Source organism: Sphingomonas sp. PAMC 26621 (assembly GCF_000251145.1).
Lineage (GTDB): Bacteria > Pseudomonadota > Alphaproteobacteria > Sphingomonadales > Sphingomonadaceae > Sphingomonas.
In genome coordinates this window covers 148617-168448 of record NZ_AIDW01000006.1, presented here as the reverse complement: position 1 = coordinate 168448, position 19832 = coordinate 148617, and the positions used below count along the sequence as shown (strand labels likewise).

Here is a 19832-nt window from a genome sequence, read left to right as displayed (position 1 = left end):
ATCTTGCGACATGCGGTCGGCTTCATACGGGATTCGTCAGAACCGTCGCATTGGTTGAACCGCTGGTGCCGATGACGGCAGCACGCATCGACGAGCTTCCGTTCGAGGAAGATAGCTACGTGCTGGGGTATCTGAAGCGCTACGAACAGTTCGAGGATGCGCTGCATCGCACGTTGAAAGCGATCTCGAAGATCATGGAGCATGGCAAGATCGAACGCCTGACTTCAGTGGATGTAACCCGCCGCGCCTATGCTTTGGGGATACTGCCAAACGAGACAATCTGGGCGGATGCGGTACGCACCCGCAATGCCCTAGCGCACGAATATCCCCTCAACCCGCAAAAGCGCGCCGACCAAGTGAATGCAGCGTGGGATGCGCGGGAAACCCTGATCGAGACGTGGGCGGCTATCGAGCGCTTCGTCGAACAAGAGAGACTATTGGCATGACCAACATGGACTCCGAACGCCTCCGCCTCGCCGAACACGGCATGTATCGCCCCGAATTCGAGGGCGACGCCTGCGGCGTCGGTCTCGTCGCCGCGACCGATGGAACGCCATCGCGCCGCGTCGTGCAATCCGCGATCGATGCGCTGAAGGCCGTATGGCACCGCGGTGCGGTCGATGCCGATGGCAAGACCGGCGATGGCGCTGGCCTCCACATCGACCTGCCGCTCAAGTTCTTCGACGATGCGGTCGCCGCCTCGGGCCATCGCCAGATGCCCAATCGCCTTGCGGTCGGCATGATCTTCCTGCCGCGCACCGATCTCGGCGCGCAGGAGGCGTGCCGCACGATCGTCGAAAGCGCGATCATCGAGGAAGGCTATACGATCTACGGCTGGCGCCAGGTGCCGGTCGACGTGTCGGTGATCGGCCAGAAGGCGCAGGCGACTCGCCCCGAGATCGAGCAGATCATGATCGCGGGCCCCCTGCCCGACGACCAGACCGCCGCCGAGTTCGAGAAGAACCTCTACCTCGTTCGTCGCCGGATCGAGAAGCGCGTGATCGCGGCGCAGATCCAGGGCTTCTACGTCTGCTCGCTGTCGTGCCGGTCGATCATCTACAAGGGCCTGTTCCTCGCGGAATCGCTGTCGGTTTTCTACCCCGATCTGCGCGACCCGCGGTTCGAGAGCCGCGTCGCGATCTTCCATCAGCGCTATTCGACCAACACCTTCCCGCAATGGTGGCTGGCGCAGCCGTTCCGCTGCCTCGCGCACAATGGCGAAATCAACACGATCCGCGGCAACAAGAACTGGATGCTCAGCCACGAGATCAAGATGGCGAGCCTGTCGTTCGGCGATCAGTCGGAGGACATCAAGCCGGTGATCCCGGCGGGCGCATCCGACACCGCAGCACTCGACGCGGTGTTCGAGGCGATCTGCCGCTCAGGGAGAGACGCGCCGACCGCCAAGCTGATGCTGGTGCCCGAGGCGATGGCGGACTCGATCGACATGCCCGCCGATCACCTTTCCATGTACCAGTATCTCGCCTCCGTGATGGAGCCGTGGGACGGTCCCGCCGCGCTCGCGATGACCGATGGCCGCTGGGCGGTCGCGGGGATGGACCGCAACGCGCTGCGTCCGCTGCGCTATGTCCGCACGGTCGACGGAATCGTCATCGTCGGGTCGGAAAGCGGGATGGTCGTCGTCCCCGAATCGACGATCATCGAGAAGGGCCGGCTCGGGCCGGGCCAGATGCTCGCGATCGATCTCGACGAGGGCGTGCTGTACCATGACCGCGCGATCAAGGACCAGATCGCGGGCGAGGCGGATTACGCCGCGATGATCGGCGCGTTCAAGCGCATCGAGGCGCTGCCGCAGCCCGCAGAGGACGCGATCACGCACTTCGAGCGCGCCGACCTCACGCGCCGTCAGGTCGCGGCCGGGCAGACGCTCGAGGACATGGAGCTGATCCTGTCGCCGATGGTCGAGGGCGCGAAGGAAGCGATCGGCTCGATGGGCGACGATACGCCGCTCGCGGTCATCTCGGACAAGCCGCGCCTGATCAGCCAGTTCTTCCGGCAGAATTTCAGCCAGGTCACCAACCCGCCGATCGACCCGTTGCGCGAACGCCACGTGATGTCGCTCAAGACGCGCTTCGGCAATCTCGCCAACATCCTCGACACCGAGGATCGGCGAGACGGCGTGCTGGTGCTGCAATCGCCGGTGCTCGATGGCACCAGCTGGGCGCAGCTCAAGGCGCATTTCGGCGCGCAGGCGGCAGAGATCGACTGCACCTTCGAAGCAGGCGGCGGGCCCGAAACGCTCCGTGCAGCCATCGCGCGCATCCGCGCGGAAGCCGTTACGGCAGTGCGCCAGGGCAAGAGCGAACTGTTCCTCACCGACATGGGGATCGGCGCGGACCGGATTGGCATCGCGGGCGTCCTCGCGGCGGCGGCGGTGCATACGCACCTCGTCCGCATGGGGCTGCGCTCCTACGCCAGCATCAACATCCAGACTGCCGAATGCCTCGACACGCATTATTATGCGGTGCTGATTGGCGTCGGCGCGACCACCGTCCACGCCTATCTGGCCGAAGCGTCGATCGCGGACCGGCAGGCGCGCGGGCTGTTCGGCGCGCTGACCCTCGCCGAATGTCTGGCCCGGCATCGCACCGCGGTGGACGAAGGGCTGCTCAAGATCATGTCGAAGATGGGGATCGCGGTGATCTCAAGCTATCGCGGCGGCTACAACTTCGAGGCGGTCGGGCTCAGCCGTGCGCTCGTCAACGACCTGTTCCCGGGGATGCCCGCGAAGATCTCGGGCGAGGGCTATGCCTCGCTCCACCTCAATGCGCAGCTTCGCCACGACAAGGCGTTCGACGAGGGCGTCGCCACGCTCCCGATCGGCGGCTTCTATCGCCAGCGCCACACCGGCGAGACGCACGCTTACTCGGCGCAGCTGATGCACCTGCTGCAGAACTCGGTCGCGACCGACAGCTATTCGACCTATCTGCAATTCGCGCGCGGGGTTGAGGCGCTGCCCCCGGTCTATCTGCGCGACTTGCTCCAGTTCAAATATCCCGACGAAGGCATCCCGGTCGACCAAGTCGAGGCGATCACCGAGATCCGCAAACGCTTCGTGACGCCGGGCATGTCGCTCGGCGCGCTCAGCCCGGAAGCGCATGAGACGCTCGCGATCGCGATGAACCGGATCGGCGCGAAGGCCGTGTCGGGCGAAGGCGGCGAGGATACCGAACGCTTTTCCCCGCGTGCCAATGGCGACAACGCCAATTCGGGCGTCAAGCAGATCGCCAGCGGGCGCTTCGGCGTGACCGCGGAATATCTCAACGCCTGCGAGGAGATCGAGATCAAGGTCGCGCAGGGTGCCAAGCCCGGCGAAGGCGGGCAGCTGCCCGGTTTCAAGGTGACCGAGTTCATCGCCAAGCTGCGCCATGCGACGCCGGGGGTGACGCTCATCTCGCCGCCGCCACATCACGACATCTATTCGATCGAGGATCTCGCGCAGCTGATCTACGACTGCAAGCAGATCAACCCGACCGCGCGGGTGTGCGTCAAGCTCGTCTCGTCCGCCGGGATCGGCACGGTCGCGGCGGGCGTGGCGAAGGCGCATGCCGACGTCATCCTGATCGCAGGCCATGTCGGCGGCACCGGCGCGTCCCCGCAGACCAGCATCAAATATGCCGGGACGCCGTGGGAAATGGGGCTGTCCGAGGTCAACCAGACGCTGACGCTCAACGGCCTGCGCGGGCGGATCAAGCTGCGGACCGATGGCGGGCTCAAGACCGGGCGCGATATCGTGATTGCGGCGATCCTCGGCGCGGAAGAGTTCGGGATCGGGACGCTGTCGCTGGTCGCGATGGGGTGCATCATGGTGCGCCAGTGCCATTCGAACACCTGCCCCGTCGGCGTCTGCACGCAGGACCAGAAGCTGCGCGACAAGTTCACCGGCACGCCGGAGAAGGTGATCAACCTGATGACCTTCATCGCCGAGGAAGTCCGCGACATTCTCGCGCGGCTCGGCTTCCGTAGCTTGGACGAAGTGATCGGCCGGACCGAATTGCTGCGGCAGGTCAGCCGGGGCGCGGAACATCTCGACGATCTCGATCTCAACCCGATCCTCGCCAAAGTCGACGCGCCGGACGACCAGCGCCGCTTCAGCCTGACAACGCGGCGCAACGAAGTGCCTGACAGTCTGGACGCGCAGATCATCAAGGATGCGGGCGCGGTGTTCAGCCGGCGCGAGAAGATGCAGCTGACCTATTCGGTCCGCAACACGCACCGCGCGGTCGGCACGCGGCTGTCGAGCGAGATCACGCGCACCTTCGGCATGTCGGCTCTCGCGGACGGACACGTCCATGTCCGGCTGCGTGGCTCGGCGGGGCAAAGCCTCGGCGCGTTCCTCTGCAAGGGGATCACGCTCGAGGTGTTCGGCGATGCCAATGACTATGTCGGCAAGGGGCTGTCCGGAGGGATCATCGCGGTGCGCCCGGTGGTGAGTTCGCCGCTGGTCAGCCAGGACAATACGATTATCGGCAATACCGTGCTGTACGGCGCGACCTCGGGCAGCCTCTATGCCGCGGGCCAGGCGGGCGAGCGGTTCGCGGTGCGCAACTCTGGCGCGAACGTGGTGGTCGAAGGCTGTGGCGCAAATGGCTGCGAATATATGACCGGCGGGACCGCTGTCGTGCTCGGTCCGGTCGGCGCCAATTTCGGCGCGGGGATGACCGGCGGTATGGCGTTCATCTACGATGCCGACGGCAGCTTCGCGCGGCGCGCCAACCCGGACAGCATCACGTGGAACCGGCTCTCGTCGCTCCATTGGGAAGCGGTCCTGCTCGGGATGGTCCGCGCGCATCATGCCGCGACCGACAGCAAATGGTCGGGCGCGTTGCTCGACGACTGGGGCCGCGTGGTGGATCGCTTCTGGCAGGTCGTGCCCAAGGAAATGCTGACGCGGCTGAGCCATCCGATCGACGACCGGGTGGAACAGGTAGCGGCGGAGTAGCGCAGGGCCGCACCGCCTCGGCAGCAAAGCGCACCGGACGCACTGCGCAAAGGTGTCTAGCAGCGGCTTTTTGGACGCCCTCCCCGGCGAAGGCCGGGGCCCAAAGGTGGCACGGTCGTACCGTCGCGATAAGCGATGTTACATCGGCCGTCGCTCTTGGACCCCGGCCTTCGCAGGGGGGGATGATTGCGGTGAGCGCGTGCCCGAAGCTGACCCCATACGGCTTCGCCAATCGACGCACGCCGCGAAAGCTGCTATACGTGCGCCTTCACCGCATCCCAAAAGGTACGCCATGCGCCTGTATCTCCTCGGTTTGTTCGCCCTGACCGCCGCCACCCCGGCGCTTGCGCGCGAACCCGCCCCGCGCCCCGCGCCGTCGATCGACGCGGCGCAGGTCGGCGCGTTACTGTCCAACCCGCTGGTGCAGGAAGGGCTCGCCGCGGTCGTCGACCAATATGCGGGCGCCTTGCTCCAGACCCGCGTGGGGCCGGTTGCGAAACTGGCGGGGCCGGACGCGGGCATCCGCCAGGAAGACACGCTCGGCGACGTGATCGGCCGGCAGGACCCGCACTATGCGGACCATCTCAATAAGGGTGCGAAGGGTGCGATCGCGGCGACCGGACAGGCCGCCAAGGACATCGCCAGCATGACCGCCGAACTCCAGCGCACCGCCAACCGGCTTCGCGCGGTCCTCGGGAGCAGCGGTCTGGGGTTGGACGCGGCGCGCTAAATCCCTAGTTTTTGCCGCTTGGCGGTCTCGCGGCGCTGGGAAAGATGCGTCCCCGGCGAAGGCCGGGGCCCAGTTGGAATGGCCGAAGTACCGTGGCGCAGCGCCCCTCCCCCTTCGTTCCGCTCCTGGGCCCCGGCCTTCGCCGGGGAGGATACAGAGAGGGCCTCAGGGGAAATGCCTGGGATGCGGGTCTGGCGCGGCGTCATCTCGCTCCGACCGTCGCCCGCCCCGATATGGCCACTGTCGCAAATGCCATTGCGCCCGACCGATTAATCCCGCGCGCCATCTTCCCCCTGCGCCGCACTGCTTCTACCACGCAGGATATGTGGCAACTCTATCAATTCCCGCTCTGCCCGTTCTCGCGCAAGGTCCGCCTGCTGCTCGGCGAAAAGGGCATCGGCTATGAACTCGTCCGCGAAAGCCCGTGGGAACGCCGCGACGAATTCCTCGACATGAACCCGGCGGGCCAGGTGCCAGTGCTGGCGGACCAGTCGCGGGGGATCCTGCTGATGGATTCCATGGCGATCTGCGAATATCTCGAGGAAACGGTCGAGAAGAGCGCGATGATAAACGGCACCGCGACCAGTCGCGCGGAGATCCGCCGGCTCGTCGCGTGGTTCGATACGCAGTTCTTCGCCGATATCGTCGCGCCGTTGCTCCACGAGCGGATGGAGAAGCGGCTCGTGACCAAGGAACCACCCGATTCGAAGCGGCTTCGCGACGCGATGAAGGCGGCGGTACGACATCTCGACTATACCGATTACCTGCTCGATCATCACAATTGGATGGCGGGTGCGACGATGAGCCTTGCGGATCTGGCTGCGGCGGCGCAGATTTCGGTCGCGGACTATCTCGGCGGGATCGACTGGAAGAATCACGAACAGACCGCGAAATGGTATCGCGGGTTCAAGAGCCGCCCCAGTTTCCGCCCGCTGCTGTCCGAACGGATGGAGGGAATCATGGCACCGAAACATTATGACGATGTCGACTTCTGACCCCGTCGCCTCCGATCTGGCGCCCCAGATCGCGTTCGACGACTTCCTGAAGGTCGACATTCGCGTCGGGACGATCGTCGAGGCGCTCCCCTTCCCGCAGGCGCGCAAGCCCGCGTATCGGCTGGCGATCGACTTCGGCCCCGGGATCGGGATCAAGCGGTCCTCGGCGCAGATCACGGTGCATTACACGCTGGAGGAGCTCGTCGGGCGACAGGTCGCCGCGGTCGTCAACTTCCCGTCGCGGCAGATCGGCCCGGTCATGTCCGAGGTGCTGACGCTCGGCTTCCCCGACGCGGCGGGCGAAGTCGTGTTGCTCCAGCCCGGGCATGGCGTACCCAATGGCGGGCGCCTGTTCTAGGCCGTCTGCCTGGCCCTCCCCGGTTCGTTTCGAAACGAACGGACGGAGCGATCCCGCTACGCGCTGCCCTGCACCCGGACGCGGCGTTCCGCCCGGCGTGTCTGCCACAGCATCAGTCCCAGCAGCGGCACGGCGATGTCGAGATACAGCGCAAAGCCGAACCACGGGGCCCAGCCGGCGTAGAGATTGAGCACGGTATCCAGTTTCCCGTGGAGGAACATCCCGGAGAAATTGCGAGTCCACACCGGCGTCAGCATCGCCTCGGGCGCGAAGATGTCGGTGCTGACGACGATCAGGTTGATCGCGCTCGACAGCGCCAGCACGCCGATTGCGGCCCAGCGCGCGCGGCGGCGTTCCAGCGAGGCCCATAAGGGGGCGAGGCCGAGCGCGAGGAAGGGAATGGCCGGAACCGCGTGACGCGGCCCGACCGATGCGCCGCCGTCCCAATAATGATAGGAGGCGTTGACCAGCAGCGCGATCGTCACGACCGCGACCGCAAGCCAGCCGAGATCGCGCGTCGCCGGGGTACGGATCAATCGCACCAGCCCGACCACCCCCAGCAGCAGAACAGGTGCCACCCAGAACAGCCCGCGCCGCAGCCCGAACAGGATCTCCCACAGCGCAAACGGTTTCGGGTAGGTCAGGCCGAACAGCCCCTCGTTCATCCCCTGGAAGCCGACCACCCCCTGATAGCCGAGCACGAACGGCGTGCCGAACGCGATCTCGTTATAGGCCAGGACCGGCAGCAGCGCGACACTCGCCGATAGCAGCGCCGCCGCATACAGGCGGTTCCGGACCGGTCCGGCGGTGCGACGGGTTCGCCACAGCGCCCACACGCCGATCGCCAGCCCCGCAAGCGCTGCCTGGAATTCGATCGCCGCCGCCCAGCCCAGCGCAAGACCCGCCATCACCGGATAGCGCCACCGGCCAAGCGCGCGAGGGCCAGACGTCCCCCGCCAGATCGCCCAGGTCGCGATCAGCAGGAGTGCGGCGACCGGCGCATGGCCAAACAGGGTGGTCGACCAGCCCCACGCCACCGACCCGAGCGCATAGCCGAGTGCAGCGAACAGCCCCGCGGCGGGGCTGCCCGTAATCCCCGTCCCGAGATCGAGCAGAAGGACCGCGGCAAAGGCCGTCAGCAACGCCGCGCTACCCGCGACCGCGAGCGACAGCCGGACACCAAGGAAGGCGCGCAGCCGCGGATTGGCGATGTCGATCACCTCGTCCTGCGAGCGGGTGCCGGAAACCGCGTTGACCGCCCACACCGCCGGGACCGCCATCACGGTCATCCCCGGGGCCTTGTCCATGTAATAATGCCGCGCCGCCCCGTTGCCGAACTGCGCCTTGTCGATCGTCAGCGACTGGTACCGGTCGATCCGCGCATCGCCATGCTCGACCAGCGCGATCGCGGCGAAAAGGCGGGTCGCGGTGTTCGGGTTGAGCGCGTTGGACCCGAACCACACGCACGACAGCCAGACCAGCGCGAACAGCAGGAGCGCGACGCCATGCGGCCCGCGCGCCGTTTCGATGGTCGAAGACGAACCAGGCGTGATCAAGCGTTCCGGCACCCGATCAGCACCACGCCGGTTGCGTCCACATCCTATTCGAGCGCCCGGTCGACTGCGCGCTGGTCCGCCTTGGCGGCCTGACGCTCGCGCTTATATTGCTGGCCGCGTTGCGCGAGGCACCCGGTGGCGCCGCCCGCGCCGACGGTCGAGCAGCTGCCGATCCCCTCGACCCCGACCTTGTCGTTCGCCTGCGCCTTCGCGGCCCAGCTCTCGTTTTCGGGTGTCACTTCCAGCTCGCGCAACTCCTTGGGGATGCGGAACTGTTCGCCAGGGGCGCGGCGCACGCAGACGACGATCTCGTTGCCGTTGGTATCGGTCGGGCACTTCTGGTTGCCGTAGATCGTCATCGTCGGTGCAGGCACGTTCTGCGCGGCGAGCGGGGCCGGAGCGGTGAGGCTGGCGGCTGCGCCGACCATCACGGTCGCGGCGAGCGTCAGCCGGGGGAACAAGGCTCGGGTCATCACTTTCTCCGTCAAATCCGTTTGGCCGTGGCAATGGCAACCTTGCAGCCAAGCCGGATGAACGTGCTCAGAACCGGATAGCCGATCGCGTTCTCGGCACCTGCCGCGAGCGCGGCTTCCTTGTGCTCGACCTCTTCCGCCTGGAAGTCGCGGATCGCGTCGGTCAGCTCGGGGTCGCTGTCGCCCAAAGCGACGAGCTGGTCTTCGTAATGCTTGTCGATCTCGGTCTCGACCGCGGCGGTGCAGGCCATCGCGGCCTCGGGGCTGATCGCGGCGGTCACCGCACCGAGCGCGAACCCCGCGACGTTCCAGATCGGCTCGAGCAGCGTCGGGCGTACGCTGCGCCGCGCCATCATCGCGTCGAAGAACGCGCGGTGGCGTGCCTCCTGGTTCGCCATCCCCGCGATCGCGCGCGCCGCCGGGCTGCGATCGCCCAGCACCGCAAGTTGCCCCGCATAGATCCGCGTCGCGCCGAACTCGCCGGCCTGATCCACCCGGATCATCGATTCGGTCGCGCGTCGCGCGTCGCCCGGCTTCCAGCCCATGCTCATTTCCTCCGCAATGCCCAGAAGATGGCGATTGCCCCTGCGATCGAAAAGATCGCGTTGAACCCGGCGAGCGAAATCCCGCCGAGCCGCCATTGCGCGACGTCGCACCGGACGATCGGCGCCTTCATGATCGATTCGAGCGTGACCGGGCCGGTCATCGTCGAGGTGCATTCGGTGAAGCCCTGCCACCAGTGATATTCGACGCCTGCGTGAAACACCCCGATCAGCCCGCTGAGCAGGACGGCCACGCCCGCGAGCGCGACGAGGAGGCGTTGCACGCCACGCCCGGGCGCAGCGAACGCGAGTGCCGCGAGGATGATCGCGACGCCGTGCGGATAGCGCTGGAACCAGCACAATTCGCACGGATACAGCTTGCCGACATATTGCGACACCAATGCGCCGCCCAGCAGCGCTGCGGGAACGACCAGCGCGAGCAGGCGCGCGAGCGGGAAACGATCGGTCGTCATGCTATTTTGCCGCCGTTGCCGACCGTGGCGACGCGGCCCCGAGCCGGCCGATCGTCTGGAGCGCATAGCTCAACTGGAAATCCTCAATGCCCTTGGCCTTCAATTGGTCCGGCGTCGCGGCGAAGCGCGGGTCGGTCTTGGTGTCTTCCTCGATCGCGGCATTGTCCGCCTTGACCTCGTTGATCAGGTGGCGGCGCAGGTCGTCTTCGCGGAAGACGGGGCGCGACTTGTAGTCCGGGTCCGAAATCTGCGGCACCGCGATATCGGGTTCGATCCCGCCTTCCTGCACGGAGCGGCCCGACGGCGTATAATAGCGCGACGTCGTCAGCCGCAGCGCGGCATTCGCGCCGAGGTCGATCACGGTCTGGACCGAGCCCTTGCCGAACGAGCGCTCGCCCATCACGAGCGCGCGGTGATGATCCTGCAGCGCGCCCGCGACGATCTCGGACGCGGAAGCGGTGCCCGCGTTTGTCAGCACGATGATCGGCGCGCCGTGCGCGAGGTCGCCCTTCACATAGCTTTCGGCATAGAAGGGTTCGATATCCGCCTTGTCGCGCCCGCGCTGCGAGACGATCTCGCCGCTGCTCAGGAAATTGTCCGCCACCGCGATCGATTCGTCGCGCAGGCCCCCGCCATTGTCGCGCAGGTCGACGATATAGCCGAGCGGATCATTCCCGATCTGCTTCTGGATGCCCTTGATCGCGGCAGTCACCGCCTCGCCGGTATGTTCCGAGAAGGCGTTGATGTTGATGATCCCGACGCCATCCTTGACGCTCCACTTGACCGGCTTCTGGACGATCTTCTCGCGCACCAGCGACACCTCGATCGGCTTGTCCCGGCCCGGGCGGAGCAGCGTCAGCCCGACCTTCGACCCGGGCGGCCCGCGCATCTGCGTGATCGCCTCGTCGAGCGTCTGGCCGAAGATCAGCTTGCCGTTGATGTGGGTGATGTAGTCGCCCGACTTGATCCCGGCGCGCCCGCCCGGCGTGTCTTCCGCCGGGGCGATCACCTTGATCGCGCCGTCCTGCATCGTCACGGTCAGGCCAAGCCCGCCATAACTGCCGAGCGTCTGGATCCGCAGATTGTCGTAATCGAGCCCGGTCTCATACGCGCTGTGCGGATCGAGCGCGGCGAGCATCCCGTCGATCGCGCCCTTGACCAGCGTCTTGTCGTCGACCTTGTCGACATATTCCGCCTTCACACGATTATAGACGTCGAGAAACACCGACATCTCGCGATAGGTGCCGGTGTCGACCGCCGCCATCGCGCTGGTGCCGACCGGCACGATCGCCAGCACCGCCGCGATCGCGGAAGCCTGAAGCAGGGACGTGGAAAAGCGCGACATCGGCGAATACTCGAACGGCATGAGGAGATCAGTCCACCGTAGCCGGGTTTGTGGCGCGATCAAAGCACGCGACGCATGAACGCAGGCGGAACGGCAAGATCGGCTCAGCCAAGCAACGGCGTCATGTCGATCGGCCGGTCGCGGCGGCGCAATTCGATCGTGACGCGGGGTGCCGGGCCTGCCGCGGCATAGCCGACGAGGGCGTCCTGCGCGATGTGCTGGCCGGCGCGCGCAGTGGTCTCGCCGAGTCCCGCGATCAGCGAGGTCCAGCCACCGCCGTGATCGAGGATCACGATCGTGCCATAGCCGCGAAACGGTCCGGCGAAGGCGACCTGCCCAGCCGCAGGCGCGACGACCCGCGCGCGGCCCAGCGTCGCGATCGTCAGCCCACGCGACCGGACCCCGGCATCGGACACCTCGCCGAACCCCGTCGCGATGCGCCCGCTGACGGGCAGACGATATGGCGGCGTCGCGCTCGACCAGCCGATGCCGCCGCCGCCCGCGACCGTCCCCGGTCGCGCCGGGCGCTGCTCCGGCCCGGGGAGCGTTGCCAGGTGTTGCTGTGTCGTCGCGAGCGTATCGGCCTGGTCCATCCCGTCGACCAGGTCGCGCGCCTTTTCGCCGAGCGCGATCGCGCGATCCGATTCGAACAACGCGTCGCGCCCGAGCGCGCGGGCGCGGAGCCGATGCGCGGCTTCAAGCCGGCTCAGCGCAAGCCGTTGCGCCTCGAGCCGGGTCCGCCCTTCCGCCAACGCCTGACCTGCAAGCGTCGCCTGCGCCTGAAGCAGCCGGGTCCGGGCGAGCTCGGCGCGGACGCCCTGCGTGCGTGCACGGATTGCGGGGAGCGTACTCGCGAGGACTGCGCGGACATGGACGATATCGTCGATCGATCCGGGCTGGACAACGCTGATCACCGCCGGGCGACGCGCCAACGACTGGAGTGCCGCGAGCAACCGCGCAACGGGTTGCTGCTGCGCCGCGAGCCGCGCCCGTTGGGCTTCGAGCAAGTGCGCGACGATCACGATCCGTGCCTGCGCGGCAACGACGTCTGCCTCGGCCTGCTGGATCCGTGCGGCGACCGCCGCCTCGCGCGCCTGCGCCTGGCGGGCCTGGTTCTGTTCGTTCGCGGCCTGCCGTTCAAGCGCGGCAGAACGCGCGGCAGCGGCGGCCGATTGGGCGTTGGCGGCGGCAAGCTGGCTGCGCTGGTCCTGCGCGGGCGCGGCGCTGCCACCGGCCGCGGCGAGCGCAAGGGCGAGCAGAACGGACGGACGCCGCATCAGCCCTCGCGGTGGTAGGGATGGTTGGCTAGGATGCTGGTCGCGCGCCACAATTGCTCGGCCAGCATCGCGCGCGCGAGCAGGTGCGGCCAGGTCGCGCGCCCGAAACTCAGCAGCAGGTCCGCCTGCGCGCGCGCGGTATCGTCGAACCCGTCCGCCGCGCCGATCAGGAAACGGACCTCGCGCACGCCCGAATCGCGCCATTTCTCGAGCGTCCCTGCAATTCGCACGAGGGGAGTACGACCCCGGTCTCGTCGAGCAGGACGACACGGGTCCCGGGGTCGAGCGCGGGGATCTTGCCGCCGCTGTCGGGGAGTTCGGTCACTTTGTACGGCCAGGACAGCCGTTTGACATAGCGCGCGACCAGTTCGGCCTCGGGCCCGCGCCCGATCCGCCCGCGCGCGACGATATGCAGCAGCATCAGTCCCCACCCCTGCCCCGGTCTGACGACCGGTGCGCCTTACGCTTCGCCGCCGAACGGATCGGGCGTGGCAGGCGGAGTCGGGGCGTCGCCGAACGCCCACATCCGCTCGAGATTGTAGAAGCTGCGGACTTCGGGGCGGAACAGGTGGACGATCACGTCGCCCGCGTCGATCAGCACCCAGTCGGCGGTCGGCAAGCCTTCGATCCGGGTCGAGCGGCGGAGTTCGCCCTTGATCTTCTCGGACAGTTTCTGCGCCATCGACGCGACCTGACGGGTCGACCGACCGCTCGCGATCACCATATAGTCCGCGATGGTCGACTTGCCCGCGAGCGGGATCGAAATGGTATCGACCGCCTGATCGTCGTCGAGCGACGCGAGCACGAGCCGATGCAGCGCCTCGACCTCATCGGGTTCGGACGCGCGATACACAGGAGAAGATGAAGCCAAGGCGATTCCTATTCTGTAGGGGGAGAGTCAGTATCCGGCAGGAAATGCCGCTGCCAGGCGGGGTCGGCAGCACGAAGCTGCGTCGCGGAGCGCGGGTCGGGGCGGAAGCGCAACAGCACGAGGGCCGGCAATCTCCACTGCGTCCAGTTCTTCGCCTGGTGTGCGGGCCGACGAGCGCGCCGCAACCAACCCATCGCGGGAGCCGCGAGAGCATCCCTGTCATACCCCGGACGCGCGATTACCGCAATCGGAACCTCGCGCGCGATCGTGCGCCACCCTTTCCACTGGTCGAACTGCGCAAGATTGTCCGATCCCATGAGCCAGATGAAGTGCTTCTTGGGATACAGGCGGCGCAATTTGATGACCGTATCGACGGTGTAGCGCGTCCCGAGGCGCTGTTCGATCGCGCTGACCCGGATCGGGGCGTGGCGCGCCATCCGCGTCGCGGAAGCGAACCGCGCGGCGAATGGCGCCATGTCGCTGCGGCTCTGCTTGAGTGGGTTGCCCGGCGAGACCAGCCACCACACTTCGTCGAGCCCAAGCGCATCGAGCGCGGCGAGGCTGATCGCGCGATGCCCTGCATGCGCGGGGTTGAACGAGCCGCCGAGGATGCCGATGCGGGTCACTCGAACGTCCAGTTCTCGCGTCCGTGCCGGATGCGCAGGATCTGGATCCGGTTGTCGAGCACCCGGTAGATCAAGATGTAGGGAGATGCAGAGATCCGCCATTTGCGCGCGTCTTTGTGCCGCAATACAGGTCCTGCGTTCGCATTGTCTCAAGAAAGGCCGCCGCCGCCTCGATCCGCTCTGCCATGCGAGCTGCCGCTTCGTTCGAATATGCTGACCAGTAGTCATCGATGTCGTAAAGGTCCGCGATGGCGCGTCCGGTCCATTCGATACTGCTCACCGCAGAATCAAAGGCCGTAGCGCTGCTGCCTGCGCTCCTTGAGATTAGCAAAGACCTGATATTGACCGGTCAATTCGCCACGGTCCGCCGAGTCGATCCCCTCCTGGACAAACACCATGAATTCCGCTTCGGCCTCGACGGTGCGTTGGATGGCCTCTGCTGCAAACCCCGCTCGGCTACGCCCTTGTGCCGCAGCGATGCGGTCGACTTCCGCGACCGTCTCCGCGTTCAAGCGCGTAGTGATGACCGATGTCTTGTCCACGCATCGAATGTATACACGCGGTACACACGGTCAACCCCGCACCTGACCCGTCCCATAACCGATCCATTTATACGTCGTGAGCCCCTCCAGCGCGACCGGCCCACGCGCGTGCAGGCGCCCGGTCGCGATCCCGATTTCCGCGCCGAGCCCGAACTCGCCGCCATCGGCGAATTGGGTAGAGGCGTTCCACAGCACGATCGCGCTGTCGACCTGTGCGAGAAAACGATCCGCGACCGTCGCATCGGCGGCGACGATCGCGTCGGTATGATGCGACCCGTGCCGCGCGATGTGCGCGATTGCACCATCCACCCCGTCGACCAGCGTCGCGGAAGCGATGGCGTCGAGATATTCGGTGTCCCAGTCGGCGTCGCTCGCGCGGGTCAGTTCGGGAAAGTGTCGTGCCAAGGCGGCGTCGACGCGGACCTCGCACCCGGCTTCGGACAAGCCCGCGACCAGCGCCGCTGCCTGCGGATAGTCCCGGTCGATCAGCAGCGTTTCCATAGCGCCACAGACGCCCGTGCGGCGCAGCTTGGCATCGCGGACGATCGCCTGCGCCATCGCCGGGTCCGCGGAGCCATCGACATAGACGTGGTTGATCCCGTCGAGATGCGCGAGCACCGGAACGCGCGCCTCGGCCTGGACTCGCGCGACCAGCCCCTTGCCGCCGCGGGGCACGATCAGGTCGATCGCATCCCCCCCGCCCGATCCGTCCGCGACGAGCATCGCCCCAACCGCGGCGCGATCGGTCGTCGGCACGAGTTGCGCGGCATCGGCGGGGACGCCGTGCGCGGCGAGGCCGCTCACCAGCGCGGCGTGGATCGCGCGGTTGCTCTCGATCGCCTCGGACCCGCCACGCAGGATCACCGCATTGCCCGCCATCACCGCAAGCGCCGCCGCATCCGCGGTGACGTTGGGGCGGCTTTCGTAGATGATCCCGATCACCCCGATCGGCACGCGGATGCGGCGCAGCACGAGACCGTTGGGGCGCACGCGTTCGTCGATCAGCGCGCCGACCGGGTCGGGCAAGCCCGCGACCGCGGCGACGCCCTCCGCCATCGCGCGCACGCGCGCGCCGTCGAGCCGCAACCGATCGAGCAGCGCGCCCGAGAGCCCGGCGGCAGTGGCCTTGTCCAGGTCGACCGCATTGGCCGCGACGATCGCGGCTTCGGCGGCGCGCAGGGCGTCCGCCGCAGCATGCAGCGCGCTCGCCTTGGTCGCGGTCGGCAGCGTCGCCAGCGTTCGGGCGGCGGCGCGGGCGCTGCGTGTCAGGTCGGCAACAAGGGCGGTTGCATCGGTCATTACGGTCTCGCTATCATGGCCTTGGGGACCGCGGCAAAGCCTATCTGCGCGGCATGACAGGGGAAAGGCGCATGACCGAGCTGACGGCGGCAGGCGATGCAGCGACGGGAATGCTCGCGGCGCACGCGATCGATTCCTATCCCGACCGGGAGGGTCATGGCGGCGCGGCGGCGGGCTTGTGCCTCAATTGCGGGACGCGGCTTTCGGGCGAGTTCTGCCACCGCTGCGGCCAGGCCGCGCACGTGCACCGCACGCTCGCGTCGATCGGGCATGACCTGTTGCACGGCGTCTTCCATTTCGAGGGCAAGATCTGGCGAACGCTGCCGATGCTGTTCACCCGCCCGGGCGCGTTGACCCGGCGCTACATCGCGGGCGAGCGCGCGCGGTTCGTGTCCCCGCTCGCGCTGTTCCTCTTTTCGGTGTTCCTGATGGTCGCCACGTTCGAGACGGTCGGCGGACCGGTCGGCGGGACGAGTACGGCCGAACGGCAGGGCGCAAAGATGACACCCGCGAAGCTCGACTCCGAGATCGCCGACACCGAGGCGCGGATCGGCGTGCTCGAGAAACGCCGCGATCAGGGCGACAAGGCCGCCGAGATCGCGATCGAGCTCAAGGCGCTGCGCAAGACCGCGGCGGGCCTGCAATCGGCCAAGGCGCTCACCCACGGCGATTTCAGCAAGCCGATCTCGGTTGGTGACATCAACACCGGGAGCACGATGCTCGACGAACGGATCGCGCACGCGTTCGCCGAGCCCAAGCTGTTCCTCTACAAGCTGCAATCGACCGCGTACAAATTCAGCTGGGCGCTGATTCCGATCTCGCTGCCGTTCATCTGGTTGCTGTTTGCGTTCCGCCGCGATGTCGGGCCGTATGATCACGCCATCTTCGCGATCTATTCGCTGTCCGCGATGACGATGGGGACGGTGGTCCTGACGATCCTGCTCGCGGTCGGGGTTTCGGGCAAGCTGGTCGGGACGGTGTTCCTGCTCGGGCCGCCGCTGCACATGTATCGGCAGCTCAAGGGGGCCTATCGGCTGAGCCGGTTCGGTGCCTTGTGGCGGACGGTGGCGCTGGTCTGCTCGGCGTATGTTGCCGGTCTGCTGTTCTTCGTCGGCGTGCTGGGGATGATCGCGGAATAAGGGGCTCTCGCCCCATCCCGATCGGTCCGTTGCGGGTGCCGTCGGGAAAACCGGCACGGCGCGTGTTTCTCGACACCGCTCGGAACGGACGATGGGCGGCGTTCCCGCTTGCTGCATTCAGCCGCAGGGATACCGGTGCTGCATCATCGCCTGAAACGCGGTGGTAACGCTCTGCGACCGGTCGCTTGGCGGGAGCGCGGCGAAATCGGCGATCAACGTCTTCGCGTCGACATTGGCCTTGCCGCGCGGCGGTGGACAACTCCGCGGCGGCTTGCCCGCGAGACGATCCGCTTCGACTTGCGCGCGGTACGCTTGCGCCGCCGTCGCTATCTCGCCGCGGACTTCCGTCAAATCGGGCGAGGCGGCGGCGAGCACGCCTTTTGCCTGAAGCGCTCTTGCCTTGGCGAGGAACGTGTCGACCGTCATCGCTTTGGCCATCATGGGCGCGAACGCCAGAACCACAGCACCCGCAATTGCCGATCGTCCCCGCATCCCTACCCCATCGCTTGCCGTTGACCGAACGTGTCACGGGCCGAGGGTTGGCAAAAGGGCACGAGACGCGGTTTGCGCCGAGTCGCCTCACCACGTCGCCAGATACGAAAAAGGCGCCGCCCCAGTCGGGACGACGCCTTTTGCGCAGGTCAGTTCTGATCAGGCGCCAGCGGGTGCCGGGCTCCCGAACGGGCCGCCGCCTTTGGGTCGCCGCGTCTTGGGGATCGAGGTGCCCGCTCCCGGAACCGAGGGGCTCTTGGGACCGTCGTCGCGCGACATGCTGCCGTCGGCGATCAGCGCCTTGATCTCGTCGCCCGAGAGCGTCTCATATTCGAGCAGCGCGCCCGCCAGCAGGTGCAACTGGTCGATGTGATGCGTCAGCAGATGCTTGGCGCGATCGAGACCACCCTGAACGATCGTCTTGATCTCGTCGTCGATCAGTTGCGCGGTCTGGTTCGACATGCGGACCGGCTGCGAGCTCGAATAGCCGAGGAACGACTCGCCCTCCGGCTGAGAATATTCGACCGGACCGACCTTGTCCGACATGCCCCATTTGGTGACCATGTCGCGCGCGAGCCCCGTCGCATACTGGATGTCCGAGGACGCCCCCGACGACACCTTGTCGTAGCCGAAGATCACTTCCTCTGCGACACGACCGCCCATCGCGACCGCGAGGTTCGCGTACATCTTGTCGCGGTGATAGCTGTACGAATCGCGCTCCGGCAGGCGCATCACCATGCCCAGCGCGCGACCGCGCGGAATGATCGTCGCCTTGTGGATCGGATCGGACGCCGCTTCGTGGATAGAAACGATCGCATGGCCCGCCTCGTGATAGGCCGTCATCCGCTTCTCGTCCTCGGTCATGACCATCGACCGACGCTCGGCGCCCATCATGACCTTGTCCTTGGCTTCCTCGAACTCGCCCATCGCGACCAGCCGCTTGCCCTTGCGCGCCGCGGTCAGCGCCGCCTCGTTGACGAGGTTGGCGAGATCCGCGCCCGAGAAGCCCGGCGTACCGCGCGCAATGACGCGGGCATCGACGTCGGGTGCCAGCGGCACCTTCTTCATGTGGACCTCGAGGATCTTGATACGACCTTCGATATCCGGCCGTGGCACGACGACCTGGCGATCGAAGCGGCCTGGGCGCAGCAGTGCGGGATCAAGGACGTCGGGACGGTTGGTCGCCGCGATGATGATGATGCCCTCGTTTGCCTCGAACCCGTCCATCTCCACGAGCAACTGGTTGAGCGTCTGCTCGCGCTCGTCGTTGCCGTTGCCGAGTCCGGCCCCGCGATGACGACCGACCGCGTCGATTTCGTCGATGAAGACGATGCATGGCGCAGACTTCTTGGCCTGCTCGAACATGTCGCGGACACGGCTGGCGCCGACGCCGACGAACATCTCGACGAAGTCCGAACCCGAGATAGTGAAGAACGGCACGCCAGCTTCACCCGCGATCGCGCGAGCGAGCAAGGTCTTGCCGGTCCCCGGCGAACCGACGAGCAACGCGCCCTTCGGGATCTTGCCGCCGAGGCGGGCGAACTTGGTCGGGTCCTTGAGGAACTCGACGATCTCCTGCAACTCCTCGCGCGCCTCGTCGATGCCGGCGACGTCGTCGAAAGTCACGCGACCTTCCTTCTGTGTCAGCATCTTCGCGCGGCTCTTACCGAAGCCCATCGCGCCCGAACCCGAATTCTTCTGCATCTGGCGGAGGACGAAATAGCCGAGGCCGAGGAACAGGAAGAACGGCAGCGACTGCATCAGCAGGATCTGCCAGATCGGCGCGCCCTCTTCCGGCTTCGCACTGATCACGACGCCCTTTTCGCGCAGGCGATCGGTCAGCCGCGGGTCCTGCGGTGCAAACGTGCGGAACTTGGTGTTGTCGGAGTAGGTTCCGGTGACGACCTCGCCCGCGATGTTGACGTCGTGGACCGCACCGCTCTCGACCTTGTCGAGGAAGGTCGAATAGGCGATCTGGTTCGACCCCGTCGTCGCGGTACGGGTGTCGATCAGCGTCACGAACAATGCCAGCGCAACCAGGATGCCGACCCAGATGAGCAGCGACTTCATCCAGGGGTTCGGGCCTTCGGGCGGCTTCTCGTTGTCGTTCATGGGTGGGTCGTACCTTTCTCGAACGCCCAAGATAAGCAC

Annotated in this window: 20 protein-coding genes and 1 pseudogene; 6 read left to right on the top strand and 15 right to left on the bottom strand. The window is 66.7% G+C overall.

All coding sequences use genetic code 11. The features are described 5' to 3' along the window. Window positions 1-50 precede the first annotated feature (50 nt). The 5 genes from RI03_RS03355 (at window position 51) to RI03_RS03335 (ending at window position 7046) form a co-directional block, all read left to right on the top strand. Entirely contained in the window at window positions 51-446 is a 396-nt protein-coding gene (locus tag RI03_RS03355) for a hypothetical protein (protein ID WP_238542221.1), read from the top strand. Further along, window positions 443-4963 (top strand): glutamate synthase large subunit, encoded by a 4521-nt coding sequence (gltB, locus tag RI03_RS03350; protein WP_010215183.1) that lies wholly within the window; start codon window positions 443-445, stop codon window positions 4961-4963. Before RI03_RS03355 ends, gltB begins: the two co-directional genes overlap by 4 nt. Window positions 4964-5255: 292 nt before the next feature. Beyond that, entirely contained in the window at window positions 5256-5693 is a 438-nt protein-coding gene (locus RI03_RS03345; protein ID WP_010215182.1) for a hypothetical protein, read from the top strand. A 323-nt stretch (window positions 5694-6016) separates the two neighbouring features. Next, window positions 6017-6688: a glutathione S-transferase family protein gene (locus RI03_RS03340; RefSeq protein ID WP_010160883.1), complete on the top strand. Its 672-nt coding sequence runs from the start codon at window positions 6017-6019 to the stop codon at window positions 6686-6688. Then, a complete protein-coding gene (locus tag RI03_RS03335) occupies window positions 6669-7046 on the top strand; it encodes a tRNA-binding protein (RefSeq protein WP_010215181.1) in 378 nt (125 codons plus the stop codon). Before RI03_RS03340 ends, RI03_RS03335 begins: the two co-directional genes overlap by 20 nt. Window positions 7047-7102: 56 nt before the next feature. On the opposite strand, the gene RI03_RS03330 is transcribed toward RI03_RS03335, so the two are convergent. The 13 genes and pseudogenes from RI03_RS03330 to RI03_RS03280 all read right to left on the bottom strand — a co-directional run bounded on the left by RI03_RS03330 (window position 7103) and on the right by RI03_RS03280 (window position 16050). Then, on the bottom strand, window positions 7103-8614 hold the full coding sequence (locus RI03_RS03330) for a hypothetical protein (RefSeq protein ID WP_238542220.1): 1512 nt from the start codon (window positions 8612-8614) through the stop codon (window positions 7103-7105). Window positions 8615-8646: 32 nt separating this feature from the next. After that, window positions 8647-9075, bottom strand: coding sequence for a hypothetical protein (locus tag RI03_RS03325; RefSeq protein WP_010215176.1), 429 nt, complete (start codon window positions 9073-9075; stop codon window positions 8647-8649). An 11-nt stretch (window positions 9076-9086) separates the two neighbouring features. Beyond that, window positions 9087-9620 carry a demethoxyubiquinone hydroxylase family protein gene (locus tag RI03_RS03320; protein ID WP_010215175.1) on the bottom strand — a complete coding sequence of 178 codons (534 nt, stop codon included), beginning with the start codon at window positions 9618-9620 and terminating at the stop codon, window positions 9087-9089. Window positions 9621-9622: 2 nt separating this feature from the next. Then, window positions 9623-10090 carry a disulfide bond formation protein B gene (locus RI03_RS03315; RefSeq protein ID WP_010160889.1) on the bottom strand — a complete coding sequence of 156 codons (468 nt, stop codon included), beginning with the start codon at window positions 10088-10090 and terminating at the stop codon, window positions 9623-9625. A gap of 1 nt (window position 10091) precedes the next feature. Further along, complete coding sequence (locus RI03_RS03310) at window positions 10092-11435, bottom strand: S41 family peptidase (protein WP_026046414.1); 1344 nt, start codon at window positions 11433-11435, stop codon at window positions 10092-10094. Between the two features lie 104 nt (window positions 11436-11539). Then, window positions 11540-12712, bottom strand: a complete 1173-nt coding sequence (locus RI03_RS03305; RefSeq protein WP_010215173.1) for a murein hydrolase activator EnvC family protein — start codon at window positions 12710-12712, stop codon at window positions 11540-11542. Next, a pseudogene (locus RI03_RS03300) lies at window positions 12712-13133 on the bottom strand (23S rRNA (pseudouridine(1915)-N(3))-methyltransferase RlmH). The gene RI03_RS03305 and the pseudogene RI03_RS03300 overlap by 1 nt, the downstream one beginning before the upstream one ends. Window positions 13134-13172: 39 nt before the next feature. Continuing rightward, a complete protein-coding gene (rsfS, locus tag RI03_RS03295) occupies window positions 13173-13583 on the bottom strand; it encodes a ribosome silencing factor (protein ID WP_238542218.1) in 411 nt (136 codons plus the stop codon). An 8-nt stretch (window positions 13584-13591) separates the two neighbouring features. Further along, on the bottom strand, window positions 13592-14209 hold the full coding sequence (locus RI03_RS03290) for a nicotinate-nucleotide adenylyltransferase (RefSeq protein WP_010215171.1): 618 nt from the start codon (window positions 14207-14209) through the stop codon (window positions 13592-13594). After that, entirely contained in the window at window positions 14206-14334 is a 129-nt protein-coding gene (locus RI03_RS25045) for a type II toxin-antitoxin system RelE/ParE family toxin (protein ID WP_010215170.1), read from the bottom strand. Before RI03_RS25045 ends, RI03_RS03290 begins: the two co-directional genes overlap by 4 nt. Next, complete coding sequence (locus RI03_RS25320) at window positions 14280-14489, bottom strand: type II toxin-antitoxin system RelE/ParE family toxin (protein WP_170318337.1); 210 nt, start codon at window positions 14487-14489, stop codon at window positions 14280-14282. The genes RI03_RS25045 and RI03_RS25320 overlap by 55 nt, the downstream gene beginning before the upstream one ends. Window positions 14490-14496: 7 nt before the next feature. Continuing rightward, window positions 14497-14751 carry a CopG family ribbon-helix-helix protein gene (locus RI03_RS03285; RefSeq protein WP_010215169.1) on the bottom strand — a complete coding sequence of 85 codons (255 nt, stop codon included), beginning with the start codon at window positions 14749-14751 and terminating at the stop codon, window positions 14497-14499. Window positions 14752-14781: 30 nt separating this feature from the next. Next, entirely contained in the window at window positions 14782-16050 is a 1269-nt protein-coding gene (locus tag RI03_RS03280; RefSeq protein WP_010215168.1) for a glutamate-5-semialdehyde dehydrogenase, read from the bottom strand. 71 nt (window positions 16051-16121) lie between these two features. Between RI03_RS03280 and RI03_RS03275 the strand changes: the two genes are divergently transcribed. Next, on the top strand, window positions 16122-17189 hold the full coding sequence (locus tag RI03_RS03275) for a DUF3667 domain-containing protein (RefSeq protein WP_010215166.1): 1068 nt from the start codon (window positions 16122-16124) through the stop codon (window positions 17187-17189). Window positions 17190-17306: 117 nt separating this feature from the next. Here RI03_RS03275 and RI03_RS03270 read toward each other — a convergent pair whose 3' ends face one another. Both RI03_RS03270 and ftsH read right to left on the bottom strand, forming a co-directional pair. Further along, entirely contained in the window at window positions 17307-17615 is a 309-nt protein-coding gene (locus tag RI03_RS03270; RefSeq protein WP_238542216.1) for a hypothetical protein, read from the bottom strand. 225 nt (window positions 17616-17840) lie between these two features. Continuing rightward, window positions 17841-19793: an ATP-dependent zinc metalloprotease FtsH gene (gene ftsH / locus RI03_RS03265; protein ID WP_010160901.1), complete on the bottom strand. Its 1953-nt coding sequence runs from the start codon at window positions 19791-19793 to the stop codon at window positions 17841-17843. Between the last annotated feature and the right edge of the window lie 39 nt (window positions 19794-19832).